Annotated in this window: 24 protein-coding genes; 11 read left to right on the top strand and 13 right to left on the bottom strand. The window is 44.0% G+C overall.

Going from position 1 to position 25225, the window contains the following annotated elements; all coding sequences use genetic code 11:
- The first annotated feature begins 213 nt into the window (after positions 1-213).
- Positions 214-2622 (top strand): TonB-dependent receptor plug domain-containing protein, encoded by a 2409-nt coding sequence (locus F993_RS02565; RefSeq protein WP_004656975.1) that lies wholly within the window; start codon positions 214-216, stop codon positions 2620-2622.
- 646 nt (positions 2623-3268) lie between these two features.
- Here the strand turns inward: F993_RS02565 and F993_RS02575 are convergent.
- From F993_RS02575 to F993_RS02605, 7 genes are all read right to left on the bottom strand, one after another.
- Positions 3269-5008 (bottom strand): amidohydrolase, encoded by a 1740-nt coding sequence (locus F993_RS02575; protein WP_004656971.1) that lies wholly within the window; start codon positions 5006-5008, stop codon positions 3269-3271.
- A 125-nt stretch (positions 5009-5133) separates the two neighbouring features.
- The gene (locus F993_RS02580) at positions 5134-6252 is read right to left on the bottom strand and encodes an acyltransferase family protein (protein ID WP_004656968.1); all 1119 of its coding nucleotides are present in this window, start codon (positions 6250-6252) and stop codon (positions 5134-5136) included.
- Positions 6253-6379: 127 nt separating this feature from the next.
- Entirely contained in the window at positions 6380-7264 is an 885-nt protein-coding gene (gene yddG, locus F993_RS02585; protein WP_004656966.1) for an aromatic amino acid DMT transporter YddG, read from the bottom strand.
- Between the two features lie 104 nt (positions 7265-7368).
- Positions 7369-8643: a replication-associated recombination protein A gene (locus tag F993_RS02590; RefSeq protein ID WP_032812586.1), complete on the bottom strand. Its 1275-nt coding sequence runs from the start codon at positions 8641-8643 to the stop codon at positions 7369-7371.
- Positions 8644-8725: 82 nt separating this feature from the next.
- Positions 8726-9913: a class C beta-lactamase gene (gene ampC / locus F993_RS02595; RefSeq protein WP_004656962.1), complete on the bottom strand. Its 1188-nt coding sequence runs from the start codon at positions 9911-9913 to the stop codon at positions 8726-8728.
- 25 nt (positions 9914-9938) lie between these two features.
- Positions 9939-11102, bottom strand: coding sequence for a PQQ-dependent sugar dehydrogenase (locus tag F993_RS02600; protein ID WP_004656960.1), 1164 nt, complete (start codon positions 11100-11102; stop codon positions 9939-9941).
- A 108-nt stretch (positions 11103-11210) separates the two neighbouring features.
- Positions 11211-11663: a YcgN family cysteine cluster protein gene (locus F993_RS02605; RefSeq protein WP_004656958.1), complete on the bottom strand. Its 453-nt coding sequence runs from the start codon at positions 11661-11663 to the stop codon at positions 11211-11213.
- A 188-nt stretch (positions 11664-11851) separates the two neighbouring features.
- On the opposite strand from F993_RS02605, the gene F993_RS20260 reads away from it, so the two are divergent.
- The 7 genes from F993_RS20260 (at position 11852) to ahr (ending at position 16885) form a co-directional block, all read left to right on the top strand.
- Positions 11852-12010: a DUF1328 domain-containing protein gene (locus F993_RS20260; RefSeq protein WP_004656956.1), complete on the top strand. Its 159-nt coding sequence runs from the start codon at positions 11852-11854 to the stop codon at positions 12008-12010.
- A 166-nt stretch (positions 12011-12176) separates the two neighbouring features.
- On the top strand, positions 12177-12914 hold the full coding sequence (locus tag F993_RS02615) for a dienelactone hydrolase family protein (RefSeq protein WP_004656954.1): 738 nt from the start codon (positions 12177-12179) through the stop codon (positions 12912-12914).
- Between the two features lie 450 nt (positions 12915-13364).
- Positions 13365-14402, top strand: a complete 1038-nt coding sequence (gene mutY / locus F993_RS02620; RefSeq protein ID WP_004656952.1) for an A/G-specific adenine glycosylase — start codon at positions 13365-13367, stop codon at positions 14400-14402.
- Between the two features lie 77 nt (positions 14403-14479).
- Positions 14480-14977, top strand: coding sequence for a M23 family metallopeptidase (locus tag F993_RS02625; protein WP_407637370.1), 498 nt, complete (start codon positions 14480-14482; stop codon positions 14975-14977).
- A 9-nt stretch (positions 14978-14986) separates the two neighbouring features.
- Positions 14987-15232, top strand: a complete 246-nt coding sequence (locus F993_RS02630; protein WP_004656948.1) for a hypothetical protein — start codon at positions 14987-14989, stop codon at positions 15230-15232.
- 36 nt (positions 15233-15268) lie between these two features.
- Positions 15269-15823: a DNA-3-methyladenine glycosylase I gene (locus F993_RS02635; protein WP_004656947.1), complete on the top strand. Its 555-nt coding sequence runs from the start codon at positions 15269-15271 to the stop codon at positions 15821-15823.
- Positions 15824-15859: 36 nt separating this feature from the next.
- On the top strand, positions 15860-16885 hold the full coding sequence (gene ahr, locus F993_RS02640) for an NADPH-dependent aldehyde reductase Ahr (RefSeq protein ID WP_004656945.1): 1026 nt from the start codon (positions 15860-15862) through the stop codon (positions 16883-16885).
- Here the strand turns inward: ahr and F993_RS02645 are convergent.
- Positions 16882-18297, bottom strand: coding sequence for an aminotransferase-like domain-containing protein (locus tag F993_RS02645; protein ID WP_004656943.1), 1416 nt, complete (start codon positions 18295-18297; stop codon positions 16882-16884). The genes ahr and F993_RS02645 overlap by 4 nt on opposite strands.
- 90 nt (positions 18298-18387) lie before the next feature.
- Between F993_RS02645 and F993_RS02650 the strand changes: the two genes are divergently transcribed.
- Positions 18388-18798, top strand: coding sequence for a hypothetical protein (locus tag F993_RS02650; RefSeq protein ID WP_004656942.1), 411 nt, complete (start codon positions 18388-18390; stop codon positions 18796-18798).
- On the opposite strand, the gene F993_RS02655 is transcribed toward F993_RS02650, so the two are convergent.
- Positions 18746-19648, bottom strand: coding sequence for a LysR family transcriptional regulator (locus F993_RS02655; RefSeq protein ID WP_004656940.1), 903 nt, complete (start codon positions 19646-19648; stop codon positions 18746-18748). The two genes, F993_RS02650 and F993_RS02655, sit on opposite strands and share 53 nt — an antisense overlap.
- Positions 19649-19786: 138 nt before the next feature.
- On the opposite strand from F993_RS02655, the gene dkgB reads away from it, so the two are divergent.
- Positions 19787-20593 (top strand): 2,5-didehydrogluconate reductase DkgB, encoded by an 807-nt coding sequence (gene dkgB, locus F993_RS02660; protein WP_004656938.1) that lies wholly within the window; start codon positions 19787-19789, stop codon positions 20591-20593.
- A gap of 1 nt (position 20594) precedes the next feature.
- Positions 20595-21782 carry an MFS transporter gene (locus tag F993_RS02665; protein ID WP_004656937.1) on the top strand — a complete coding sequence of 396 codons (1188 nt, stop codon included), beginning with the start codon at positions 20595-20597 and terminating at the stop codon, positions 21780-21782.
- A 39-nt stretch (positions 21783-21821) separates the two neighbouring features.
- Here F993_RS02665 and F993_RS02670 read toward each other — a convergent pair whose 3' ends face one another.
- The 4 genes from F993_RS02670 to F993_RS02685 all read right to left on the bottom strand — a co-directional run bounded on the left by F993_RS02670 (position 21822) and on the right by F993_RS02685 (position 25142).
- Complete coding sequence (locus F993_RS02670; RefSeq protein WP_004656935.1) at positions 21822-22472, bottom strand: START domain-containing protein; 651 nt, start codon at positions 22470-22472, stop codon at positions 21822-21824.
- Positions 22473-22568: 96 nt separating this feature from the next.
- Complete coding sequence (gene dapB, locus F993_RS02675; protein WP_004656934.1) at positions 22569-23390, bottom strand: 4-hydroxy-tetrahydrodipicolinate reductase; 822 nt, start codon at positions 23388-23390, stop codon at positions 22569-22571.
- Positions 23391-23504: 114 nt separating this feature from the next.
- Positions 23505-24620, bottom strand: coding sequence for a molecular chaperone DnaJ (gene dnaJ, locus F993_RS02680; RefSeq protein ID WP_004656932.1), 1116 nt, complete (start codon positions 24618-24620; stop codon positions 23505-23507).
- A 144-nt stretch (positions 24621-24764) separates the two neighbouring features.
- A complete protein-coding gene (locus F993_RS02685; RefSeq protein WP_004656931.1) occupies positions 24765-25142 on the bottom strand; it encodes a hypothetical protein in 378 nt (125 codons plus the stop codon).
- Positions 25143-25225: the final 83 nt, after the last annotated feature.

Here is a 25225-nt window from a genome sequence, read left to right as displayed (position 1 = left end):
AACCAGTCCAATCGGGCTGGTTTTTTTATTCTTTATTCAAAAATCATTAGCTTCGCTTTAAATATCAATACCATATAAATCATCTACTTAAAAAGCATTCAATCAGCTTTGCAACTTTAATTCTAACCTTATGTTTTTATATTGTTTTTGAAAATATTTTGATGCTCCTACCATGTTCACAAATGTTTACAAAACTTGAGTTAGAAGATCAAAATGAATGCTCCCCTTGTAAAAACTTTTCCTTTAAATCTAAGTAGTAGCCTGATTCTGCTTGCCCTGTATAGCAATGTACATGCCGCTGAGAACAGCCCAATAGAGCCCGAACAAGTCAAAACGCTCGCCACCATTGTTGTTACCGGAACCCGTGCCAACAATCGTTCGCAAACAGAGTCCTTACAGCCAATTGATGTGATCAGTGCCAAAGAGCTGACTGAACGCACCGGCTCCAATGAACTTGGCACAGCGCTCTCTCGAATTATTCCTTCGATTAATTTTCCACGTCCAACCGTGGTGGATGGAACTGAACTGGTCCGTCCTGCTCAACTGAAAGGACTAGCACCTGATCAGGTACTGGTTTTGGTGAATGGTAAGCGTCGCCACACAGGTGCCTTTATTAACCTTGGCGGGACCATTGGTCGTGGTTCTGCCCCAACCGATTTAAATGCCATTCCGATCTCAGCGATTAGCCGTGTCGAAGTCCTGCGTGAAGGTGCATCAGCTCGCTATGGTTCCGATGCGATTGCAGGCGTGATTAATATTATTTTGAAATCCAATCCAAAACATGGCGAAGCTGGGATTAAATACGGGATTTATAACAAGGGTGATGGCGAACAAAAACAATCCTCTGTTTCGGGTGGGACCCAACTGAATAATTATGGCTATGCGATCTTTTCAGGAGAGTGGCAGGATAGTCAAGCCACCAATCGCGCAGGTGCTGACCTGCGTGATCCCAAATCAAGTACCTATGGGCAGCGTACTTTCCGTTTTGGTGATCCAGATTCCGATGAAGTCAAAGCAGCCTTGAATGTAGGTTATGACCTCAGTGATCATGCTGAGCTGTATTCTTTTGCGACCTATAGCCATCGTAATGCAGAAACTGCTGGATTCTATCGTTTAAGCAATGCCTCCAATAATATTCCTGCCCTGTTTCCCAATGGCTATCTGCCGATCATTCAGGGCCAACTCGATGATTTTGGTGCAGTTGCAGGGATCAAAGGCGATTGGTCTGCGTGGCATTATGATGCTTCAGTCAATTATGGTTTAAATCGTTATGATGTCGATACCAAGACCATTAATGTCGATCTCTATAAAGACACCGCTACCACGCCTTTTGGATTCCAAAATGGCACATTAAAAAATGCACAAACGGTAGTGAACTTTGATCTTTCTCGAGAGTTTAATCTTGCAGCACTCGCCAGCCCACTGAATGTTGCCTTTGGTACGCAATATTTAAATCAGAAGTATCAAATACAAGCGGGTGATCCAGCGTCCTATTATAAAAGTGGCTCTTCTGGATTAGCGGGCTTTCGCTCTGCCGATGCTGGTGAATGGTCACGCGACAGTTATGCGGCTTATCTGGATTTAGAGGCCAATTTAACTGAAAAACTCTCAGCATCTACAGCCTATCGCCATGAATATTACAATGATTTTGGTCATACCGATAATGCGTCATTGTCTTTACGTTATGCGATTCATCCAGCGATTGCGGTACGTGGTAGCGCCTCTACTGGTTTCCGCGCCCCAAGTCTTGCCCAACAATATTTCACCCAAACCTCTTCACAGCTGATCAATGGTCAATTTGCTGAAGCAGGTACCTTTCCCACCACGTCATACGTTGCTCAACTGCTTGGTGCCGAACAACTTAAACCAGAGAAATCTAAAAACTATAGTGTGGGTTTAGTCTTGACACCTACAGATCAACTATATGTGACGTTGGATGCTTATCAAATCGACATTGATAACCGGATTAGCCTGTCCTCCAATATCAATGCCAGCAGTGCGACCGTTCGCCAATACCTGAATTCAAAAGGGATCACTGACACCAACTTCAACACGATTCGTTATTTCAACAATGCCAGCGATACCCGCACGCGTGGTGTTGACTTAGTTGCGACCTATAAATGGGCTGCATTGCCTTATGGCGAATTGAATACCTCACTGGCCTACAACTACAATAAAAATAAAGTGACCCATGTGGATGGCAATCCAGCCATCTTAGATGCGCTGGGCATTAACCTCACGCGTCTGGATCGTCGAGAGCAGTACGGTTTATTGGCTGGCAGTACCCCTGAACATAAATTCAGTTTGGCGAATGACTATAAGTTTGGAAACTTCACGGTAAATACCAATCTCACCCGTTATGGCAGCTTTAAAACCTTTAGTAATTCAGGTGAAGCCAAAGACCAAAAATTCTCAGCCAAATGGTTACTCGATTTAGCGTTGTCTTACCAATATCAAAACTGGAACTTCACGGTTGGTGGCGACAATATTACCGATGTATATCCTGATAAAGATGTCTACGATATCAACCAACCCACAGGTGGCAGCTTACCTTATAGCCAGTTCTCGCCTTTTGGCTTTAATGGCGCGTTCTATTACGGCAAGATCAATTATCGTTGGTAATAATCAAAAAACCGAGCCATCTGGCTCGGTTTTTTTATATTATGATATTGGCTCAATTAACTCTAAAATCCATAAATAGGCATTCCAATATTAATGAAGCCGCTAGGCCGATCCTGAATATTTTGTAGAGGCATGGGAATTCGATCTATCTTTAGGCTTAAGTTTATAAAATGATGATGAGATATCTTTCAATTTTTTTCTTATTGATGTCAGGCATAGCTGGATATACCATTGATAAATTTGGACAGGATCTATGTCTTTCTGACTATATCGCGGTTGGTACTATCACCTACTTTAAAGAGTTGCAGGGTGTTTCTGCAAATGATCCGTCCATGCTCAGCATATGCGGAATATTCTCTATTATCTTTTCAATCATTCTCATTTTAATAAAAAACAAATATTTATACTTAACAGTGATCATCATCCTATTCATCCTAGAATTCATATTAATGCATATGATAGAAACAGCCTCCTATACAGAAATCCTCTACGACTCAATTACGAAATGTTCAAATCTTTCTATACTTGGGTGGGTGGTCGGCCAACTGATAGGTTTAATTGGAAGTATTTGCTATATATTTAAAAACAACGAATAAGCTTTATTACCCTTGCAGAAAAAACCGAGCCAGATGGCTCGGTTTTCAGTTTAATTCTGCGCGTTCTGATAAATCAGTTTGCCTTCTTTATAAGTGGCCAATACTTTAATGTTTTTAATCTCACGACTGGGTACAGTTAACGGGTTCTGATTCAGAATGACCAAATCAGCCAATTTACCTTGGCTTAAAGTACCCTTGCTCTGATCCTCAAAGTACTGATACGCCGCCCAATCTGTCATCGACTTTAATGCCAGATATGGGCTAATGCGCTCATCTGCACCCAAAACATAATTGCTCCGCGTTACTCGGTTCACGGTGGCATCGAGCATCATCATACTACTCGGGGGTACTACAGGTGCATCATGATGTTCGGTAAAGATCAGATGCTTTTTTAAAGCGGTTGCAGTTGGCGAAATATGGGCAGCTCGGGTTTCACCCAGTGTTTGCTGACGATGCCAATCACCCCAATAAAAGGTATGCAACGAGAAGAAGGACGGAATAATATCTAAGGCCTTAAGCTGATCCAGTTGATCATCACGGATGGTTTGTGAATGAATCAATACGCTACGACGATCTGCTAGTCCTTGTTTTGCTGTGGCATCTTTCACTGCCCCAATAAACTGATCAATCGCAGCATCACCATTGGCATGCGCAAGCACCTGCCAACCTTGCTTAAAGGCTAAATTGATATAGTCCTTGACCTGCTGATCATTACTTATGGCAGGATAGCCCTTATATGTCTTATCTTTACCTTCCGGTGGTACCAGATAAGGCTGGGTCAGCCAAGCGGTTTTGCCTTGGGGTGAGCCATCTAAACTGATTTTCACTCCACCAATTCGAAAATGATGATCATACTGTCGCTGGCTACCTTGCTTGAGCATATAGTCTTGGCTGGTGGTGATATCGGGATAAGAAACCACATCAATTGGCAATCGATTCTGCTTGGCTAAAGCGTGCCACATTTCAGTGGTGCCCTGATCAGCGCGCCCTTCTTGTACCGTGGTAAAACCATTTTTTACATAGGCATCAATGCCCTTTTCTGCAATTTGGAACATCACCGCAGGGGGTACATCTTTAAAAATTGAGCCAATTGCGGTAAATAAAGCGGACTCTTCTAGCACACCGTTAGGCACATTTGAGCCTGCTTCACGGCGAATCACACCACCCGCTGGATTCGGGGTATTTTGATTGATCTTCAATAATTCCAGTGCTTTGTGATTGACTGATGCTAAATGCCCTGATTGATGCAGAATCATCACCGGTTGGTCTTGAGAGACCCGATCTAAATCGGTTGCCGTCGGATGACGCTGCTCATTCAGTTGTGCATCATCATAACCATTCCCCAAAATCCAGCCGCCCATGGTTTTAATCACGGATGGATTTTGGACTTTCCAACTATTCAGCACATTCACCAAAGAGTTGATATCTGAGACCTGACCATCAGGCATGGGGTAGAGATTAGCCACCATTTGATGAAAACCAACCATATTCACATGACTATGCGCGTCAATAAAACTGGGCAATAAGGTTTTATTTTTTAGATCAATCAACTGAACGCTCTTATCCGCTAAGCGTTCAGCCTGCTGCTTTGAGCCCACAAAAACAATTTTTCCATCCTTTACCAACAGGGCTTCTGCATATTCAGGACTGTTGCCTGACATGGTGAGAATCGGGCCACCATAAAACAGTTGTTCTGTTGCAGTGACAGGCACTGCCTTGGTTGCACAACCCGTAACAGCCAGTGAAATAGAAGTAAATAAGGCGCAGTGTTTGAGATAAGTCTGGTTCATGCATTAAAACCCATATTTTTATTATGTCTTTTTTGATTAAAGCTGATTCTCCCCACAATAGAAAGCATTCACTGATTATTTTTGTAATGTTTGATCAATTTTTACTGTGCTACACAGCTCAGGGGTTAAAACATTTTTGCCAGTTTATTGGAGATTTTAATCGCGGCATCATCGACATAATGGCTATAGGGTTGTGCCAACATAATGCTCAGCAACACAATCAGTAAACTTGCCAGCACTCCCGCATTGAGATAAGACAAGCCGCCTTGTACATATAAAAGATTAAACAAGGGAATACCCAAAGCGTATAGCACCGCCAAGTGGATCAGATAAATTGAAAATGAAATCTTGCCTAAAAAGACCAACACAGGTTGGTCAAAGAATTGTGCTAGCCATTTGCCTTTGAGTACTGCATAAACAATGCAAAAGCCACCAATAAAGTTGAGGTAGTCATATGTTTTTTCACCGAGGAACTGGCTAAAAAGCTGATAGCTTGAGCTACTGTTATGTGCACCACAAAAGTATAGACCGAGTAAAAAAAGCGAGATGGAAACAGCGGTTCCCAATTCTGCAGCATACAGAAATAAACCCATGCCCAAAACAAAGCTGAGAAGGCCCAACAACACGGTTTGCGAGATCGTATACGCAGTCACAATACTGATGATGAGAAATAGACCGCATAAAATCGGCAGCTTGCCATAGAAATAACAGGCCAGATAAATCACCAGTGACCCAAGCAACTCAATTTGCATGGTCCACAGCACCCAGTTATAGCTGGAATCGCCAAATAAGAATGCACCAATACTGCCTTCATATAAGGCTGTGCCCAGTTGCGGATGTGGGTTGGCGAGAGCTGCTCCCCATTCGGAAACATGCGACACATCCACAGGCACAAAACACACCAGATAAGCGATAATACAAGAGACAAAAGCTGGAATGGCCAAACGTGGGTAACGCTTGACCAAGGAATTTTTCAATTGTGTTGCGGTATTGTGCTTTTTAAAACTGGATAATGTCAGTACAAAGCCACTTAAAACAAAGAATACAAAAACCGCGCCTGTACCTGAATAAAAGAAGGCCAAGGGTGAGTGATGTAACTGCGCAAAAAAATCATATTGCGGTACAGCACTGACATCAAAATTATGCAGTTGCGGAAAAAAGGTCAGTGATAAATGTGACAACACAACGGCAAGACATGCCAAGCCTCGGATACTTTCCGCAGCATTAATTTTGTTTGTGGTCATGGTGGAGCTTGATCATCCTTGATAAGCGGGATGATGCGACCTTTTATCTATAGTGTCTAGAGGTCACTTACAAAAATACAGTGACTGTTCAGCGCATCAGCAACAATACGCTAAACCAGACAATGTTTTAGTGTTTTTTCTGCGTTGCTAGCCAGCATAGAATCGAGCCTAAACACACCATAAATGCGCCATACCAGAAAGAAAGGCCTAACGGCGTACTGAGTAGAATTGCCGAGAAAAAGGCAGATAAAACTGGAATAAAATAGGATGCACCTGCCAATAACGTCACATTGCCATGTAAAATCCCAACATTCCAAGCGGCATAACCAAAGCCCATCGCTGCTGCCGCAAAAAACAATGAAATTGAAGAAGACCCATCAAAATCAAAGCTGCCGCCCCCCATCAATGCATATTTAATCCACAGCACCACCGAGACCAGAATAAAAAATAAGGTGATGCCATTAGTTCCCTGTGCAATTCTCGCTGTGAGCGTGCAGTAGGCTGCCCAGAGCAATGTTCCAATAAAGGCAAGCCCATAACTGAATGGATTATTCTGAATGTTATGTAACATCCCTGACAAATCTAAGCCCTGCTCTCCACCGAGTACCCAACAGATCCCCAATATTGAAATGATAAAGCCAGGAATAATCAAAAAATTGGCTTTTTGCTGATTAAAAATAATGGCAGCGACCATGGTAAAGGTCGGCCATAAATAGTTGACCATTCCCACCTCAATCGCCTGTCGATTATTACTGCTATAGCCAATCGAAAGCGATAAACAAATTTCATAGGCAACAAATAGAATACTGCCCCAGATCAAATAGTTTTTGGGAAAGCTTTTGAGGCTGGTCCAACCGACCGAGAAAAACAGGAAAATTGAGGCCAGTGTATAAATTAGTGCTGCACCACCCACTGCGCCAAAATGACTACTGACATCCTTAATCAAGGCAACAATCAAACTCCAGAGCAAGATCGCGACCAATCCAATGAGTGTTGCTTTTTTTGCGTTCATTTTTATACAAATAGCATATTGAGGCCAAAGCAGAATCTATCGATGCGATTCAGAATCTTGCTTTGGACAATTTTAAAATGATCGGTGTATTCACCGAGTTTTGATTACTGCTGCTGTTGTTCTTGTTGCCAACGACGTTGCTGCAAACGTTCGCCTTCGACTTCACGTTTATTTAAGGCTCGCTCATACAGTTTGGTACCGCGTAATTCTGGAGGCAAATAGTCCTGTAACACGAAGTGTTCAGGATAGTTATGCGGATATAGATAATCCACGCCATAGCCTTGCTGCTTCATCAACTTGGTTGGCGCATTGCGTAAGTGTAAAGGCACAGGTAGGTTTGCGGTTTTTTCTGCCAGCTCCAAGGCTTTGTTAATCGCGAGATAAGTACTATTACTTTTCGGGCTAGTGGCCAGATACACGGCACATTGGCCTAGAATAATACGCGCTTCAGGCATCCCCACCGCTTGGACTGAACGGAAACACTCTCCCGCCAATAACAAGGCATTTGGATTGGAATTGCCGATATCTTCCGATGCGGCAATCAACATTCGACGTGCAATAAAGACTGGATCTTCACCACCTTTCAGCATGCGTGCCATCCAGTACAGGGTTGCATCTGGATCACTACCACGAATCGATTTGATAAATGCCGAAACCAGATCGTAATGCTGCTCACCCGATTTGTCATAGCGTGCAATATTCTGCTGCGCGACTTTAACGACGATGGCATTGGTTACAATATTCTCAACATCAGGCTCAAAGGTACTGGCAATCAAATCAATCAGATTAAGCGCCTTACGTGCATCACCTGCCGCAAACTGAATCAGTGCATCATATTCTTCAATCTGGATAAAGCGTTCTTTTAAGAACTTATCCGTTTGAATGGCTTTATTCAGTAGGGTTTGAATCGCCTCAGCACTCAGATTATTCAGGGTATAGACCTGACAGCGGGACAGTAAGGCACTATTCACTTCAAAAGAAGGATTCTCTGTAGTCGCCCCAATCAAGGTGATTTTGCCTTTCTCAACCGCATTGAGTAAGGCGTCTTGCTGCGATTTATTGAAACGATGGATCTCATCAATAAATACCACAGGGGTTAACAAGTCACCACTTTCCGCAATCACCTCACGGAGTTCTTTCACGCCGGTATTAAGTGCAGATAGGCTGATAAAAGGACGATCTACTGCCTGAGCCAATAACAATGCAATCGTGGTTTTCCCGACCCCTGGAGGCCCCCAGAAGATGATCGAAGGCAAATGCCCTTGATCAATCATCTGACGTAAAGGGGCATTTTCACCCAACAAATGATCTTGTCCGATAATTTCGGACAAGTCACGAGGGCGTAAACGTTCAGGTAAAGGAATATGCGTATCTGACATCATCACTGGCTTTATGATCTTTTACCCTAGTCTATTGTGTCTGGCTCAAATCTACAATTTGAATCTGCACTCACGCGACATTCTATTGCGCGCTGTTGTTCTGAACCAACTGTTGCATCACCCGATAGCTGGCTTTGATCCGCTCTTCATTGGGAAAATTGGTATTGGCTAACATCACGATTCCAATTTTTTGCTGCGGAATAAAGGCCACATAGGCCCCAAAACCATTGGTCGCTCCTGTTTTATTAAAGAAGGTCGCAGGCGTGGCAAGCTTTGGTTGTTTAATCGCTGTGATCGCATGACTTTCTAAAGCCATTTTGCTCGAGTTACCCTGCAACAGTGTTTCAAGTGCTACTGGATAAGCATACTGTTCCCAGCCCAGACCTTGGGTCATTGCACCCACTTTAAAATAACCCACATGGGTATTTTCAATCGCTTGGCGAAGCGGTTGTTTGAATTGCTGCGGATTGATTTGCGCATCGAGGAATTTCAGCATATCTGCACTGCTACTTTTCAGCCCATAAGCTTCTGCATCAAACATACCTGCTGAAACACGCATGGCTTGATCGGCTTTGTACCCCCATGCATATTGCGACATGTGCTGCTCAGGTACTCGAATAAAACTTTGTGTCATTCCCAATTGCGGCAGCAAGGTTGTTTCAATCAGTTCACTATACGGTTTTTTCATTGCCAAGGCAGTGACATAGCCCATCAAACCAATACTTGGATTGGAATATTGACGCGCAGCACCAACTTTGGTTTTTGCTTGCCAAGTCTGAAAATATTTCACCATATCCTGTTGATGCACCACCTCATCAGGAAATTGCAGCGGAAAGCCACCTGCATTATAGGTCCCTAGATTCAGTATCGTGGCACGATTGACCGCAGTATTTTTCAGTTCAGGAAAATATTTGGCAGGATGATCCGACAAAGACAGTTGTCCTTGTGCCTGTGCATAAGCCGCTAAAGTCGCATTAAAAGTCTTACTGACGGAGCCAAGTTCAAATAAAGTATTGTTGCTGACCGCTTGTTGGTTTTGCTTTGAAGCAAGCCCATAATTCACAAAATAATGTTGACCATTCAGAGTCACAGCAACGGCCATACCTGGAATTTTATATTGCGCCAATAAAGGCTTAAATTGCTGATCTACAATGGTCTGAACTTGTTGCTCGGTCAAATTTCCAGCCCAAAGCGCTGAACTGCAGGACAACAGTCCTGTAAGTACAAATAGTTTTTTTAAAGTCAAAGAAAAGGCTTTCGGCTGATTCATGATGTGTATCACTTGAAGTTAAAATTTAATTGGTATGCAGTTTAAGTAGCTTGGCTTTAGGTCCATCTTCGATCACCCAGATCGAGCCATCCTGTGCTTGGTGTAGGCCGCGAATTCGTTGTTTCATCTCAAGTCGTTGTACTTCTTGGACGGGTTTTGCAGCTAAATCCACCACGACAATGGCTTGAGAGGATAAGCCACCAATCAACGCTTTGTGTTGCCACAAAGGAAACTGCGAACCTGAATAAATGATCATACTGGATGGGGAGATCACAGGCGTCCAATCGATTTCAGGGGCTTTAAATTCTGGACGGGTATGATGATCAGGAATCGGCAAACCTGAATAATGGTCGCCATTCGATACCGTTGGGTAGCCGTAGTTGGTTCCTTTCACAATACGGTTTAATTCATCACCGCCTTTGGGGCCCATTTCAACCACCCACAGTTGCCCTTGCTGGTCGAAGGCCATTCCCAATGGATTACGATGCCCCAGTGACCAAATTTCAGCCGTTACACCACCTTTTTGGTGAAACGGGTTGCCCTCAGCAGGCGTACCATCAGCATTTAAACGCAAAATCTTGCCTAAATTACTATTTAAATCTTGGGCAGGGTCAAACTTCTGGCGCTCACCCGAACTGACCCAAAGTTTGTCATCGGGACCAAACTGCATACGATGACCATAATGACCTTGCCCTGAGACTTTCGGCACTTGTTGCCAGATGGTTTTTAAATCCGTAAGCTTGGGTTGCTTGGGATCAGATAAATCCAGTTTCGCATATGCAATCTCTGCACCATAACCACCCTGACCTTTGCTGGCATAACTCAAATATATTTGGTGATTCTGCTGAAAATCAGGATGCAAAATGACATCACCTAAGCCCCCTTGCCCGCCATAACTGACAGTTGGAACGCCAGCGACATTGATACTGCTCTTGGTTTGAGGATCGAATAATTTTAATTGCCCTTTACGCTCAGTAATCAGCAAACGCTGATCGGGCAAACTCGCAATCGCCCATGGCTCATCAAATTCAGCGACGGTCTCAATCTGATACTTTTGTGCAGTGCGCTGGCTTGACGCCTGTTGTGCTGTATTCTGTTCTGGTGTTTTGGAGTTACTTTCATTGGCACCACATGCAGCCAGAAATAAAATGCCGCTATATAGCCAAGGTGTCATCCACAGTTTATTCATTGCTCATCTCCCTGTTTTATTCTTCATCTTAGGGAACATCAGCAATAAAAATACTGCAAAAGTGTTGTTTTTATGATCACCCTGTCTTATTGATGAGTTGCACCGCTATTAACGAATCCAACGCACAATATAATCTTCAATCTGTTCTTCATCGATTTCAGTTTCTGAAATACAACGCCCTGCCGCTGACTTCTTTGCCTTGATCACACTTTGACGTGAACCTGTATTCAGATAATGCCAAGAAGGTAAATTCTTACCCTCACTTAATCGACGGTAGGCACAACTTGGCGGCAACCAAGAAATGGTGCTGAGTCGCTCTGGGGTTAATTGGATGCAATCAGGCACTTGCTGTTGGCGGTTAGGATAATCGGAACAACGCGCGGTTTTACAGTCCAGTAATTTGCATGCCACTTTGGTATACGCAACCTCTGCGCTTTCTTCATCTTCTAACTTGATCAAACAACATAAACCGCAGCCGTCGCACAATGCCTCCCACTCCGCATTGCTGAGCTGATCAAGCGGATAGTGTTCCCAAAAGTTGGGGCGCAATTCAACGGACATACAGAGCTTTCAATACTAAAAAATAAGCTTCTTATTATAGCATTTATCTTTGCTTTGCTGACTTCAATCTCTTTTAATTGATTTAACACTTCTTTAAGTATTAAACATTTAAACCACATAAACACCACATTTTGTGCAAAAAACACACGCTATAGTGAACGCATAATGAAAAATTAGGAGAACACGACATGTTCCGTTGGGCCATTATTTTTGCAGTCATCGCACTCATTGCCAGTCTATTAGGTTTTGGTGGCGTAGCAGGTTTATCCAAAGATTTCGCGGTAATCTTATTGGTTGTTGCCGTCATCTTAGCAATTGTCGGCTTCTTATCCAGAGGCAAAGTCTAGTTGTTTCGACCTACCTAAAACATAAAAAGAAGAATCTTAGTATTCTTCTTTTTTCATTTTTGATCATCGTTAAATCAAGCGTATTTATTATGTTTTTACGATGTCATCCATTTTCTTTTTTATGTTTTAATCAAGGCATTCTAAAAATACAGATCAGGATTATAGAATGAGCTTCCCGATTAACACACGTGAAATTGAATATACCGCTCCCGATGGTCAACGCCTCATTGGTTATTTCGCCGCACCTGCAATTGATATGCCTGTTGCTGGGGTGATTGTTGCACCGGAATGGTGGGGGCGCAATGCATATACTGAGCAACGTGCCCGTGAGCTTGCGGAACATGGTTTTGCTGCCCTTGCGATTGATATGTATGGCGATAAAAAAGTGACCACAGCTGTTCCACAAGCCTCTGAATGGATGAACCAAACTTTTGAGCATGCCGATACCATTGTTGACCGTGCTCAAGCAGGCTTAAATGCTTTAGCGGCTCAAGCAGAAGTCAATGCCGACAAATTGGCAGCGGTTGGGTTCTGCTATGGCGGTAAAGTGGTGCTAGATTTGGCGCGTTCAGGTGCTGATATCAAAGCCGTTGTCACGTTTCATGCGATATTAAGTCCGAAAGCTCCTGCAGAGAAAGGCAAAGTTAAAGCCGAGATTTTAGTCCTACATGGTGAATTGGATAGCATGGTGACCTTGGATAATGTGGCAAGCTTCCGTCAGGAAATGCATGAGGCTGGCGTGGATCATGAGGTGATTATTTTTGAAGATGCCAAACATGGTTTTAGTAACCCACTTGCAGATGAACGTGCCAAAGCCAACAACGTTGACTTAGGCTATAACGCAGAAGCAGAACGTCAAGGTCTTGAGGCGATGTATGAGCTGTTAGATAAACATTTAAAGTGATTTGAAAGCTTATCAAAGGACATCTAGGCGAACTTTTAAATCAAATAATTAAGTCCATTAAGCTCTTAATCACAATGCTGGGGCAAATCCAAAATTTAGACGCTCCTAAGCGTTTACTGGAATAAAGGCGACATGGATGTCGTCTGTTTGGCTGCATTACAAGGATGTAATGTCAGTCAATGAGCAGGGACTAAAGCTGCGAAAGGGTTTTGCCTTGCGTTGCTTTATTCGCAACTCATGCCCCATCAAAAGTAAGGCATCACCTGCACGTCAATAGATAAACTTTCAAATAATGGAGCAGTGCAAACTTAACGGAGTCTTGCCAAGTTCTCATCGAATTTCAAACCATATCTTTGATGACCTACACCTCGTTTATGTTCCAACAGAATTTTAACGCCTAAAAAACCTATTTCCGCTATACTACGCCTCTGCTTGTTACTGTTCTGATTGATGTCTGATTTCTCATTTTCTGATGCACTACTTACATGGTTCGACCAACACGGTCGTCACGACCTGCCGTGGCAAGTGGCCGATGATCCCTACAAAGTTTGGGTCTCAGAAATCATGCTGCAACAGACGCAGGTCAAAACTGTACTGCAATATTTCGACCGTTTTATTCAACGTTTTCCAACAGTCGACAGCCTTGGTCAAGCCAGTTGGGATGATGTCGCACCTTATTGGGCAGGCCTCGGTTACTATGCTCGTGCCCGTAACCTGCACAAAGCGGCAGGTATCGTCAGTCTACAGGGTCACTTCCCTGAAACTTTAGAACAGTGGATCGAATTACCAGGCATTGGCCGCTCCACCGCTGGTGCGCTCATGTCACTTGGCTTACGTCAATATGGCGTAATTATGGATGGCAACGTGAAACGTGTATTGGCGCGTTTCCTCGCCATCGAAGATGATCTATCTAAACCTCAACATGAACGAACACTCTGGCAAATTGCGGAACAGCTCTGCCCAGAAGAGCGCAATCATGATTATACCCAAGCGATTATGGACTTGGGTGCAACCGTGTGTACTCCCAAAAAACCATTATGTTTATACTGTCCCATGCAGCAACACTGTCAGGCCTATCAACAAGGCTTAGAACAGGAACTGCCGTTTAAAAAAGCCAAGAAACCTGTTCCCGTCAGAACGGCGAATGTACTCCTGATTCAGTCCGGTAATGAATGGCTGTGGCAACAACGTGAAGCACATGGACTTTGGGGGGGACTGTATTGTCTCCCGATCATCGAGCAAGCAACCGAATTACAACAGATTGAACAGCACTTTAAACTACAAGCTCAAGTATCATCTTTGCAGATTAGCCATAGCTTTACTCACTTTACTTGGTTGCTGCATGAAAAGTTGTTCCACGTGGAACACGATCAAAAAGAACAACTCAGCATCGAATTAAATGGCATATGGCTCAGTCCAGAAACTGCGATTGCCAAAGGCATTCCAACAGCCATGAAAAAATTGATCACAGCAAAACAAAAGGCTTAACCCCTTCAAAGCTGTAGCTCAAAACGCAAGGAGTTTGTGTGCGTCATTCGATTTCCTATACCGTTCTTGGCGTGCTGATGGTTTTACTCTCAGCATGTGCCACCACCCCAAAGAAACCTACTCCCTTACCCAATGCTCAGGTGAACAAGCTCAAGAGCATGCGTTTAGACAGCCGCCTCCCTGTGCCTGTCAAAGGTGTGAGTCGAAACGAATTACGGGATACTTGGGGCGCGGCACGAAGTCAGGGCCGTAGTCATGAAGGCATCGATATCATGGCGGAGCGCGGTACGAAAGTGTATAGTGCGACCGAAGGCTTAGTTGCTGATTTACGTAATAATAATTTAGGTGGCAAGGTGATCTGGATCATGGGTCCGGCAGGCTCTTGGCACTATTATGCGCATCTGGATGGACATAAACGTGGTCTCAATATAGGAGATTATGTTCGTAAAGGTGATCTGATCGGTTACGTGGGCAATACCGGCAATGCGCGTTATACCGCTCCGCATTTACACTACGGAATTTATTTAAATGGCAAAGGGCGTGGTGCAGTCAACCCATACCCATATTTACGTTAGGAACACACAATGTCAGAAGCATTGATTGAACGTCTGGTTGAATTTGCTGAGTCTGGAAATCAGCAAAAAATCATCCTGAATGGCACCAGCTATCAGGGTTGGATTATGGAAATTACTGAAGATGCCTTGCTGATCAGTACTGGCTTTGCCGATAAATCAGGTAAAGACTTTTGGCTTAAATTTGCTGATTTAACCGATGCAGAATTGTATTATTGGGATACCCGCCCAAATGAATGGGTGGCCTTCCAACTTTAAATTATACTGTTCAAATAACAACAAGGAGCATCTAATATGACAATTCAACGCTGTGGCTGGTGCTCCGATGATCCCCTCTATATGGCTTACCATGATCAAGAATGGGGCAAGCCTCAACACGATGAAACTCACTTGTTTGAAATGCTCTGTCTGGAAGGACAGCAAGCAGGTTTATCATGGATCACGGTCCTGAAAAAACGCGAGCACTATCGCTCACATTTCTTTCAGCATTCCATCGCAGAAGTCGCAGCACTCACCGATGATCAACTTGAACTCAAACTCAGCGATGCAGGTTTAATTCGTCATATTGGTAAGCTCAAAGCCATCCGCGATAATGCCATTGCTTGGCTCAAACTCAAAGATGAAGTCGAAGATGTGCCCGCTTGGCTGTGGAATTTCGTCGATCATCAAACTGAACATAATGATGTCGTGAATTACCGCGAAGCACCTGCACAAACTGAGCTGAGTCAAAAACTCTCCAAAACCTTAAAAAAACGTGGCTTTAAATTTGTGGGCCCAACCACCTGCTACGCTTTTATGCAGGCGGTGGGTATGGTCAATGACCATGAAAATGATTGCCAATTTAAATAACCAATCATCATCGATTTTCTTTGAATGGGAGTTCCAATGAGCAATAATCAAATTCGCGCTTATGCTGCAATGCAAGCAGGTGAGCAAGTGGTGCCCTACCAATTTGATGCGGGAGACTTAAAAGCCCATCAAGTTGAAGTCAAAGTTGAATATTGTGGTCTGTGCCACTCCGATCTATCCGTGATTAATAATGAATGGCAGTCGTCAGTTTATCCTGCTGTGGCTGGGCATGAAATCATTGGTACCATCGTTGCACTGGGATCAGAAGCCAAAGGGTTGAGAATTGGTCAACGGGTAGGGATTGGTTGGACCGCTGAAACCTGCCAAGCCTGTGATCCCTGTATCGGGGGTAATCAGGTGCTCTGTACTGGCGAAAGAACTGCTACCATCGTTGGGCATGCTGGTGGTTTTGCCGACAAAGTTCGTGCAGGTTGGCAATGGGTCATTCCCCTTCCAGATGATTTAGACCCTGAAAGTGCTGGCCCGCTACTTTGTGGAGGCATCACGGTATTCGATCCCTTACTGAAACACAAAATCCAAGCCACACATCATGTGGGTGTGATTGGTATTGGTGGCTTAGGCCATATCGCGATTAAACTACTCAAAGCATGGGGCTGTGAAATCACCGCCTTTAGTTCTAATCCAGATAAAACTGAAGAACTGAAAGCCATGGGGGCTGACCACGTGGTCAATAGTCGTGATGCTCAAGCGATCAAGACACAACGAGGCAAGTTCGATTTATTGCTCAGTACCGTCAATGTGACGTTGAACTGGCAAGCCTATCTGAATACCCTTGCACCGAATGGTAGCCTGCATTTCTTGGGGATTACTTTAGAACCCATCCCTGTTGCCGTCGGGGCAATCATGAGTGGCGCCAAATCGGTGACTGCGTCGCCTACAGGTTCACCTTTGGCGCTACGCCAACTGCTGCAATTTGCCGCACGTAAAAACATTGCGCCACAGATTGAGCTATTTCCGATGTCGCAACTGAATGAAGCGATTGAACGTCTGCATTCAGGCCAAGCACGTTATCGCATCGTACTCAAAGCAGACTTCGACTAGTTCATACTCTGCCGTACCCAATCCGCCAACTGTTGAATCGCTTGGCGGATTTCTGCTGTTAACGCATGACCGGCATTTAAGCGGATAAAATGCTGATAACGGCGATCTTCACCAAACACTTCGCCAGGCACAATGTTGATCCCCTGCGCTTGCGCCAAATAATAGAGTTCCAACCCCGTAATGCTGTCTGGAAGCTGTAACCATAATGCATACCCACCTTGTGACTGGCTCAGCGCAATCGGAATACCGTGAAAGCGCTCTAAAATATACGCTCGGTACTGCTCCACTTGCTGCATCAACTTGGGTCTCAGTCGGTCTAAATGCTCCCGATAACCACGGCTATAAATAAAGTCTGCTAAACCTAACTGTAATGGCGTATTCACCCCAACGTTATTGGCTAACAACTGCGGACGTAAATGTTGTAATTGCCGCCCTAAACAGAACCATCCGACCCGATAGGCGGTCGATAATGATTTAGAGACCGAACCACACCAGATCACATAACCTTCCTGATCCCAATAACGAATTGGCAAAGGGCGTTCTTTTTGGAAACTGCATTCGCCATAAATATCATCTTCCAAGATAAAGCATTGATATTTTTGTGCCAGTTGCGCGATCTGCTGTTTCTGTTCATTGCTCAGACAATAACCCAAAGGATTCTGAAAATTGGCGGTCAGCAAACACAGTTTGGCACTGCCCTGTTGCATAAAAAACTCTAAACGTTCCAGATCAACCCCACGATGATCGGCAGGAATTTCAATAATGTTGCGCTTCAGGCTGGCCAACATTTGCAGCTGACCATTAAAGGTCGGGGTTGGAATTAAAATACTATCACCTTCTTTGCTAATCTGTTGGATTAGCAGTGATAAAGCTGGCATACAGCCATTGCTAATAAAAATATCTTCGGTGGCGACATAAATTCCATCTTCACGCCAATGGTCTGACAACGCTTGGCGTAAATGCTGATGACCCTGTTTATTACAATATAAAAAATCTTCAGGCTGACAATGCTTGAGCGCGCGTTGTAGAGAGCGACGCAGCCCATCCACAGGAATCAAATGCGGAGACAATTGAATCGCCCCCAAAGGGGTTAAATTGTGTTGAATTGAAGCGGTCTGAATTTGGTTTTGCAGATCTAAATTTGAAACTTGTCTCGCCTTAGATTCAAAATTAGGACTGTCAGGCACGGCACTTTGATATTGTCTCGAATTGACAAAATAGCCCGATTTGGCTTTGACATAAATTAACCCTTTGGCTTCCAGTAGCTCGTAACACTGTTGCGCTGTACTCAGGCTGACACTTTGCTGACGTGCAAATTCCCTTAAAGAACTTAACTTCTGTTGTGGCTGTAACTCATGCTGGTAGATTTTATGCGCCAGCTGTTCTGCTAAACGTTGATATTGGAAGCTCATCTCTGTACTGCTTTTTTATAAATTTCTGTATCTGTATTGGTTTATACAACACCGTTAAGCTATAAAAATCAACAACCAAAGGATAAAACCATGAAAAATAATATTTTATTTATATTCAGCGCCATTTTATTTACAGGCTGCAATCTGTCTGACCAAGCTACTTATCAGCAACAACAAGTGTGTAAATCACTCTCACAGGGATATCTGCAAATTCAAAACCAATCGACCTATGAATTATGGAAAATGGAGAAAAGTGAAGCCCCTGAGCAGACCCGTATCATCAAACTGACCTATAAGAAGCCCAATGAAAATGGCGTGATGCTCTCAAGTACCTTTCTGCCAACAGTCGAACTTGAATGCAAGCTACAGCAGCAACATATTGTTGTTTCCGTGATACAAAAAACAGGACCGTCAATTCCGGTGCTGAATGTACAACTTCAAAATCAAGCTATTGGCAAACCGAGAAGCCTTGACTTAGTTGCTCAGTCAAAAACTCAATAAATAAACGGACCCGTTTCGGCAAGTGCTCTTGTTGATAATAAACCGCATGGATGCTTTGATAAGAATGTTCGATCTGGTCCTCAAACAAGGCCTCAAGGCGACCTTCTCGAATGTCCTGCCAGATTTCAAATTCAGACAGTCGAGCAATCCCCTGCCCACGCAAACAGAGTTGTCGGACCGTTTCACCACTGGACGCTCTGACTTTAGGTTGTGCTTGAAAATATTCACCCTCAATTTTAATCGGCCAAGTGTTGATATAGGTTGGACGGGTAAAACCAATCACATCATGTTCAGGCAATGCTTGCGGCTGTAAAGGTGTGCCCTTGCGTTTTAGATATTCAGGGCTGGCAACAATATAGATACGACTTTTACACACCAATTTGGCGTGTAAGCTGGAATCATGCAATTCACCAAAACGAAACGCCACATCGGTTTTATGTTCCAGTAGATCAATCACCAAATCATTACTATTCAACTCGATTTCAATATTGGGATAACACTGCCGAAACTTGTGTACCAATGGCGTAATCACATGCAAAATAAAAGGTGTGGCTGAGTCAATCCGAATCACCCCCGAAGTATCCTGATCTGATTTCTGTAATGCTTCTTCGGCGGCATTTAAATCACTCAGGATTTTGCGGGCATGTTGCAGAAACTGCTGGCCTTCTTGAGTGAGCTTTAATTTTCGCGTGGTCCGTTCTAGTAAGGTCACTTCGAGCTTGGATTCTAAACGGCTCAACGAGCGACTCAGTCCAGATGCCGTCTGCCCCAGTCGTTCAGCAGCGGCAATAAATGAACCTGTATCGACGATGGTCATAAAAGCAAGCAGTTCTTCTACCGTAGACTTCATTACCACCCTCTCAATTATTGATATTTAGTCAACTGTATTTTGCAAATTCCTCTATTTTTTAGCAACAATAATCATCGCAAAATAACAGCCATCCACAAAACAGCTCTTTAGAGCATGAAAAAAGATTAGGTGAAAAATATGCATATCCCTCAATTTGGTTTAGGTACTTTCCGTCTTAAAGATCAAGCAGTGATTGATTCAGTTAAAACCGCTCTAGAAGTAGGTTACCGTGCCATCGATACTGCACAAATTTATGAAAACGAAGCTGCGGTTGGCCAAGCCATTGCCGAAAGCGGTGTGGCTCGTCACGATTTATTCTTAACCACAAAAATCTGGGTCGATAATTTTGCTGAAGATAAGTTTATTCCCAGCTTAAAAGACAGCTTACAAAAACTTCGTACCGATGCCGTTGATCTCACCTTGATCCACTGGCCAGCTCCAGCACTGGGTGTCTCCATCCCAAGCGTGATGCAATTGTTATTAGAAGCGAAACAACAGGGTTTGACTAAACAAATCGGGATTTCAAACTTTAATATCGCCTTGACCCAACAAGCGATTGATAGCATTGGTGTAGAACACATTGCCACCAACCAGATTGAACTCAGTCCTTATTTGCAGAACCGCACCTTGGTCAATTTTTTACGTGAACAAAACATTGACGTGACCTCATATATGACACTGGCATATGGCAAAGTACTGAGTGACCCAACCTTACTTGAAATTGCAGCACAACATCAGGCAACCACCGCACAAGTGGCATTGGCCTGGGCCTTACAAAATGGTTTTGCTGTAATTCCATCGTCAACAAAACGTGAAAACCTGATCAGTAACTTAAAAGCACAAGACTTAACTTTAAGTGCAGAGGAAATGCAGCTGATCGCTCAACTTGAACGTAATGGTCGAGAAGTGAGTCCTGAACCATTTGCGCCTGAATGGGACAAATAAAATGAGCAGCCGCATCAACCTTCCTTTGCTGGCACTGGCCATTGGTGCATTTGCAATTGGAACAACAGAGTTCTCTCCAATGGGTCTGTTGCCTAATATTGCCAATGATCTCGGGGTGTCGATCCCAAGTGCAGGCATGCTGATTACGGGGTATGCATTGGGCGTGATGCTCGGTGCGCCAATCATGACCTTATGGTTTGGTGGCTTTGCCCGTCGTAATGCCCTGATTTTACTGATGGCGATCTTCACCATTGGTAACCTGATCGCAGCCTTTGCACCCAACTATATGAGTTTAATGGGCGCTCGCCTGATTACCAGTCTGAATCACGGTGCCTTCTTCGGAATTGGCTCTGTGGTGGCCGCCAGTGTTGTTCCAGCAAATAAACAGGCCAGTGCGGTGGCCACCATGTTTATGGGCCTCACCATCGCCAATATTGGTGGTGTACCACTCGCAACATGGGTGGGACAAAATATTGGCTGGCGCATGTCTTTCCTTGCGATTTCAGCACTCGGTGTTGTCACCATGCTATCGCTCTGGAAAGCATTGCCTGCGGGATCGGTCGGTCAAAAACCGAATGTGAAAATGGAACTCAAAGTTCTGACTCGCCTGCCTGTGGTGTTGGCACTCTTAACCACAGTATTTGGTGCTTCGGCGATGTTTACCCTATACACCTACATCGCGCCAAGCTTGGTTGAGTTCACCCATGCCTCTCCGACCTTTATCACCATGATGTTGGTCTTGATCGGGATTGGTTTCTCCATTGGTAACCATTTTGGTGGTAAATTTGCCGATATCTCGGTAGACAAAACCCTGATTGGTTTCTTGGCCTTACTGATTACATTGATGCTGTTTTTCCCAATTCTTGCTCAATCACAACTGGGCGCAGCCATTGGTTTAGTGATCTGGGGCGCAGCAGCATTTGCGATTGTTCCACCTTTACAAATGCGCGTGATGTCGGTTGCACATGAAGCCTCGGGACTTGCTTCCTCAGTCAATATCGGTGCCTTTAACTTAGGCAATGCCGTCGGTGCGGCGGCAGGTGGTGCAGTCTTAAGCCTCGGCTTAAATTATGCATCAGTCTCCATGATTGGAGCAGTATTGGCAGGTATCGGCTTAATCCTAGTATTCATTCAAATGAAACTTGCATCAAAAGCAGATCCACAGCTAAAACAATGTCCTCAAGCTTAAGCACAAATAAAAAAGCCTGATTGAAATCAGGCTTTTTTATTATTTCAATACATCCGGCAATTTCGGCTGTGCGTATAAAGGATTATTCACTTCCTTTTTCATTTTCATCAGCATTTGATAGGGTTGCTGCTGCACAAACATATTTACAAAGCTTAATGGAATCGAACCTGCAGGATCGGCATACCCATTGGTGGTGACTTTGACTTTATTATTGCCTAATTTCTGGAAGGTCCAATCCCCTGCGTATTTGGTTAAACGCACCACATCTGGTTGTTCCGGGTAACTATTCTGAATGGCATTATTTTTAATACTAATGCTGCCATCCGCATTTTTACTCATTTTACCTTTAATCACCACATCACGGTCTTTTAAAGGAAATGGGAAGTCCAGCACCATATACAGGGTAAACTCACCTTTTTTATCATCCCGAGATAACATTTGCGCTTTACCAACATAGGGTACCCATTGCGGTGTGCGCTCTACATCCAGTACCACCGCTACAGCACGTTCTAAAGGGACATCAAAGGTGGTTTCAGCTTTATACTGAATAATCGGATTGTTTTCTGTTTGATAGGTCCAAACCTTAATATTGTTCCGATGCAAACTGAGTTTGGCTGTATCTGTTGCTGCAGTCACCGCAAAGCTGCTGAGACTGAGCAATGTGGCAAGAACGATATGTTTTTTATTCATGTCATGCTCAATTGTTGTAATAAGGACGAGAGCTTGTTTCACTCCTCTCGGAAAGAAAGCTCAACAAGCTCTTTTATAGTACAAAAAAGGAACGTTTTAAACGTCAATCTCGTTAAAGCCTAAAACATCTTTCATATCATATTTACGTGCTTCACGGCCAACTACCCACGCCGCTGCACGGACGGCACCTGAAGCAAAGTTCATACGGTTGGTGGCTTTGTGTGTTACTTCAACACGCTCACCTTCACCAATAAACATCACCGTATGTTCACCGACGATATCGCCACCACGAATGGTTTCAAAACCAATGGTTTGACGATCACGCGGGCCGGTATAGCCTTCACGGCCATACACCGCCACTTCTTTTAAATTACGGCCTAAAGTATCGGCAATCGCCTCACCCATCATAAATGCCGTACCAGAAGGCGCATCGACTTTATGACGATGGTGCGCTTCAATGATTTCGATATCCACCGTATCACCAAACACTTTCGCTGCGAGTTCCAATAATTTAATCGAAACATTGACACCCACTGAATAGTTAGCTGCATAGACGACTGGGGTCTGGGTTGCCGTCTCATCTAAAAATGCCTTTTGTTCATCCGACATTCCTGTAGTACCGATTACCATGGCCACACCCGCTTCACGGCACAGCTTTAAATGCTGTTCCGTTGCAACTGGTGCCGTGAAATCAATCACCACATCACAGTCTTTTAATACATCACTCAAACTTCCCACGATCTTGACACCGATGTTGCCAATGCCTGCAAGTTCTCCAGCATCTGCACCCACCAAGCTGCTTTCAGGACGCTCAACAGCTGCTGCCAGTTGGTAGCCGGCTTGTTGTACCGCTTGAATCAGAATACGCCCCATGCGTCCGCCTGCACCCAAGATTCCAATGCGTGGAGAAGTTGACATAATATTTCCCAGTCTTTTATTTAAACAATTGAGCTACTATAGCAAAACTCTGTGCTTGCGCTAAAAATTTCCCATAAAAAAACCTGCCGCAGCAGGTTTTTTTATCAATACCGATTAATCAAATAAGCGGTCAAAGAATGATTTTTTCTTTGGCGATGCAGCATGGCCATCACCATCAAACGAGGCTTGTAATTCTTTCAATAATTCACGTTGGCGACTGTTTAAATTCACAGGGGTTTCGACCACGATACGGCACAATAGATCGCCGACCATGCTGCTACGTACAGGACGAACGCCTTTGCCACGTAAGCGGAATAATTTACCAGTTTGCGTTCCTTCTGGAATTTTTAAGCTGACACGACCATCAAGCGTCGGAATTTCAATTTCTTTCCCTAAAGCTGCATCGGCAATGCTGACTGGTACATCCATATACAGATCTGCACCGTCACGTTGGAAGACTTCATGTTCACGAACCACCACTTCAACGTATAAGTCACCCGCCTGACCATCACGAATCGCTTCACCTTTACCGGTTAAGCGTACGCGGTCACCATTGTCCACACCGGCAGGAATGGTCACTTCTAAGGTTTGCTGACGATCTGCTACACCTGAACCATGACAGCTGCTACATGGGTTCTTGATGATTTTGCCTTGACCACGACAAGTACTACAGGTCTGCTGAACCGAGAAGAAACCTTGTTGCATGCGCACTTGACCCGCACCATGACAGGTACGACAGGTTTCAACATCATTCGGATTTTTAGATCCCTTACCATCACAGGTTTCACATGGTGCTGGTGCAGTAAAGGTAATGGTTTTTTTCACACCTTTGACCGCTTCTTCAAGCGTCAGCTCCATCACATAGCGGAGGTCTGAACCACGGCGTTGACGTTGTTGCTGACGGCCACCGCCACCAAACGCACCACCAAAAATATCGCCAAACTGACTGAAAATGTCTTCTGCGCTAAAACCGCCGAAGCCACCACCTGCGCCACCAAAGCCACCTTCAAAGGCGCTATGTCCAGCGCGGTCATACATGCTGCGCTTTTCTTCATCAGAAAGCACTTCATATGCTTCTGCCGCTTCTTTGAACTTTTCTTCAGCTTCAGCGTTGTCCGGGTTACGGTCTGGATGATACTTCATCGCCAACTTACGATAGGCTTTTTTGATCTCATCATCACTTGCGGTTTTCGAAACGCCTAAAACCTCATAATAATCACGTTTAGCCATGGTTGGCGATGCTCCTCACGGAATTTATTTAAATCTAAAAAACAAATAGGCTCTGCTGACTTCGGTAATAAAAAAGTCAACAGAGCCTTAATAGGGGCTGTACGATAAATTTACAAGGGCTATTGCAATAAAAAAGCCATAAATTTAGAAAACAGCTTTATTCTTAAAGTACTTAGCAATCCCTTTCAGCCAAGCATTCAATAAAAATAACCAAGCAATTGAACTAAACACCACACCAGCGACCGTCATCGCGGTCACCCAAAGTACGCTGTTCCAGGCAAAAAAGAACAAGGGAATAAACCATAGTGCTGCGAAGAAAGCCATCAATAAAAATAACAGCACATTACGCATAATCCAGAGTGCATGCGCATGTATCCATACTTCGGCATTATCCACAATCGCAACTTTCTTTGCTAATAGGTATGCAAACACCGCAAACACTATTGTAAATAATGCAAGAAACATGAACACGTAAGAAATCGCCACGTAGCGGCGATGCTGCTCAATATTGTCTTGCCCCATGCTCTATATCACCTCATTCACAGCATTGTGCAAAATTTGTCATGCAATGAAATTCAATTATTTTTTGGTCTTAAAATATAGGT

This window comes from Acinetobacter proteolyticus (genome assembly GCF_000367945.1).
Classification (GTDB): Bacteria; Pseudomonadota; Gammaproteobacteria; order Pseudomonadales; family Moraxellaceae; genus Acinetobacter; species Acinetobacter proteolyticus.
Note: the sequence above shows the minus strand (reverse complement) of the source record. Positions and strands in the feature narration are given on the sequence as shown.

What these genes read in the sequence shown, in the direction of transcription:
- F993_RS02565 (WP_004656975.1), top strand. Translation starts at nt 214, where the DNA reads ATGAATGCTCCCCTTGTAAAAACTTTTCCTTTAAATCTAAGTAGTAGC.
- F993_RS02575 (WP_004656971.1), bottom strand. Translation starts at nt 5,008, where the DNA reads ATGAACCAGACTTATCTCAAACACTGCGCCTTATTTACTTCTATTTCA.
- F993_RS02580 (WP_004656968.1), bottom strand. Translation starts at nt 6,252, where the DNA reads ATGACCACAAACAAAATTAATGCTGCGGAAAGTATCCGAGGCTTGGCA.
- yddG (WP_004656966.1), bottom strand. Translation starts at nt 7,264, where the DNA reads ATGAACGCAAAAAAAGCAACACTCATTGGATTGGTCGCGATCTTGCTC.
- F993_RS02590 (WP_032812586.1), bottom strand. Translation starts at nt 8,643, where the DNA reads ATGTCAGATACGCATATTCCTTTACCTGAACGTTTACGCCCTCGTGAC.
- ampC (WP_004656962.1), bottom strand. Translation starts at nt 9,913, where the DNA reads ATGAATCAGCCGAAAGCCTTTTCTTTGACTTTAAAAAAACTATTTGTA.
- F993_RS02600 (WP_004656960.1), bottom strand. Translation starts at nt 11,102, where the DNA reads ATGAATAAACTGTGGATGACACCTTGGCTATATAGCGGCATTTTATTT.
- F993_RS02605 (WP_004656958.1), bottom strand. Translation starts at nt 11,663, where the DNA reads ATGTCCGTTGAATTGCGCCCCAACTTTTGGGAACACTATCCGCTTGAT.
- F993_RS20260 (WP_004656956.1), top strand. Translation starts at nt 11,852, where the DNA reads ATGTTCCGTTGGGCCATTATTTTTGCAGTCATCGCACTCATTGCCAGT.
- F993_RS02615 (WP_004656954.1), top strand. Translation starts at nt 12,177, where the DNA reads ATGAGCTTCCCGATTAACACACGTGAAATTGAATATACCGCTCCCGAT.
- mutY (WP_004656952.1), top strand. Translation starts at nt 13,365, where the DNA reads ATGTCTGATTTCTCATTTTCTGATGCACTACTTACATGGTTCGACCAA.
- F993_RS02625 (WP_407637370.1), top strand. Translation starts at nt 14,480, where the DNA reads ATGGTTTTACTCTCAGCATGTGCCACCACCCCAAAGAAACCTACTCCC.
- F993_RS02630 (WP_004656948.1), top strand. Translation starts at nt 14,987, where the DNA reads ATGTCAGAAGCATTGATTGAACGTCTGGTTGAATTTGCTGAGTCTGGA.
- F993_RS02635 (WP_004656947.1), top strand. Translation starts at nt 15,269, where the DNA reads ATGACAATTCAACGCTGTGGCTGGTGCTCCGATGATCCCCTCTATATG.
- ahr (WP_004656945.1), top strand. Translation starts at nt 15,860, where the DNA reads ATGAGCAATAATCAAATTCGCGCTTATGCTGCAATGCAAGCAGGTGAG.
- F993_RS02645 (WP_004656943.1), bottom strand. Translation starts at nt 18,297, where the DNA reads ATGAGCTTCCAATATCAACGTTTAGCAGAACAGCTGGCGCATAAAATC.
- F993_RS02650 (WP_004656942.1), top strand. Translation starts at nt 18,388, where the DNA reads ATGAAAAATAATATTTTATTTATATTCAGCGCCATTTTATTTACAGGC.
- F993_RS02655 (WP_004656940.1), bottom strand. Translation starts at nt 19,648, where the DNA reads ATGAAGTCTACGGTAGAAGAACTGCTTGCTTTTATGACCATCGTCGAT.
- dkgB (WP_004656938.1), top strand. Translation starts at nt 19,787, where the DNA reads ATGCATATCCCTCAATTTGGTTTAGGTACTTTCCGTCTTAAAGATCAA.
- F993_RS02665 (WP_004656937.1), top strand. Translation starts at nt 20,595, where the DNA reads ATGAGCAGCCGCATCAACCTTCCTTTGCTGGCACTGGCCATTGGTGCA.
- F993_RS02670 (WP_004656935.1), bottom strand. Translation starts at nt 22,472, where the DNA reads ATGAATAAAAAACATATCGTTCTTGCCACATTGCTCAGTCTCAGCAGC.
- dapB (WP_004656934.1), bottom strand. Translation starts at nt 23,390, where the DNA reads ATGTCAACTTCTCCACGCATTGGAATCTTGGGTGCAGGCGGACGCATG.
- dnaJ (WP_004656932.1), bottom strand. Translation starts at nt 24,620, where the DNA reads ATGGCTAAACGTGATTATTATGAGGTTTTAGGCGTTTCGAAAACCGCA.
- F993_RS02685 (WP_004656931.1), bottom strand. Translation starts at nt 25,142, where the DNA reads ATGGGGCAAGACAATATTGAGCAGCATCGCCGCTACGTGGCGATTTCT.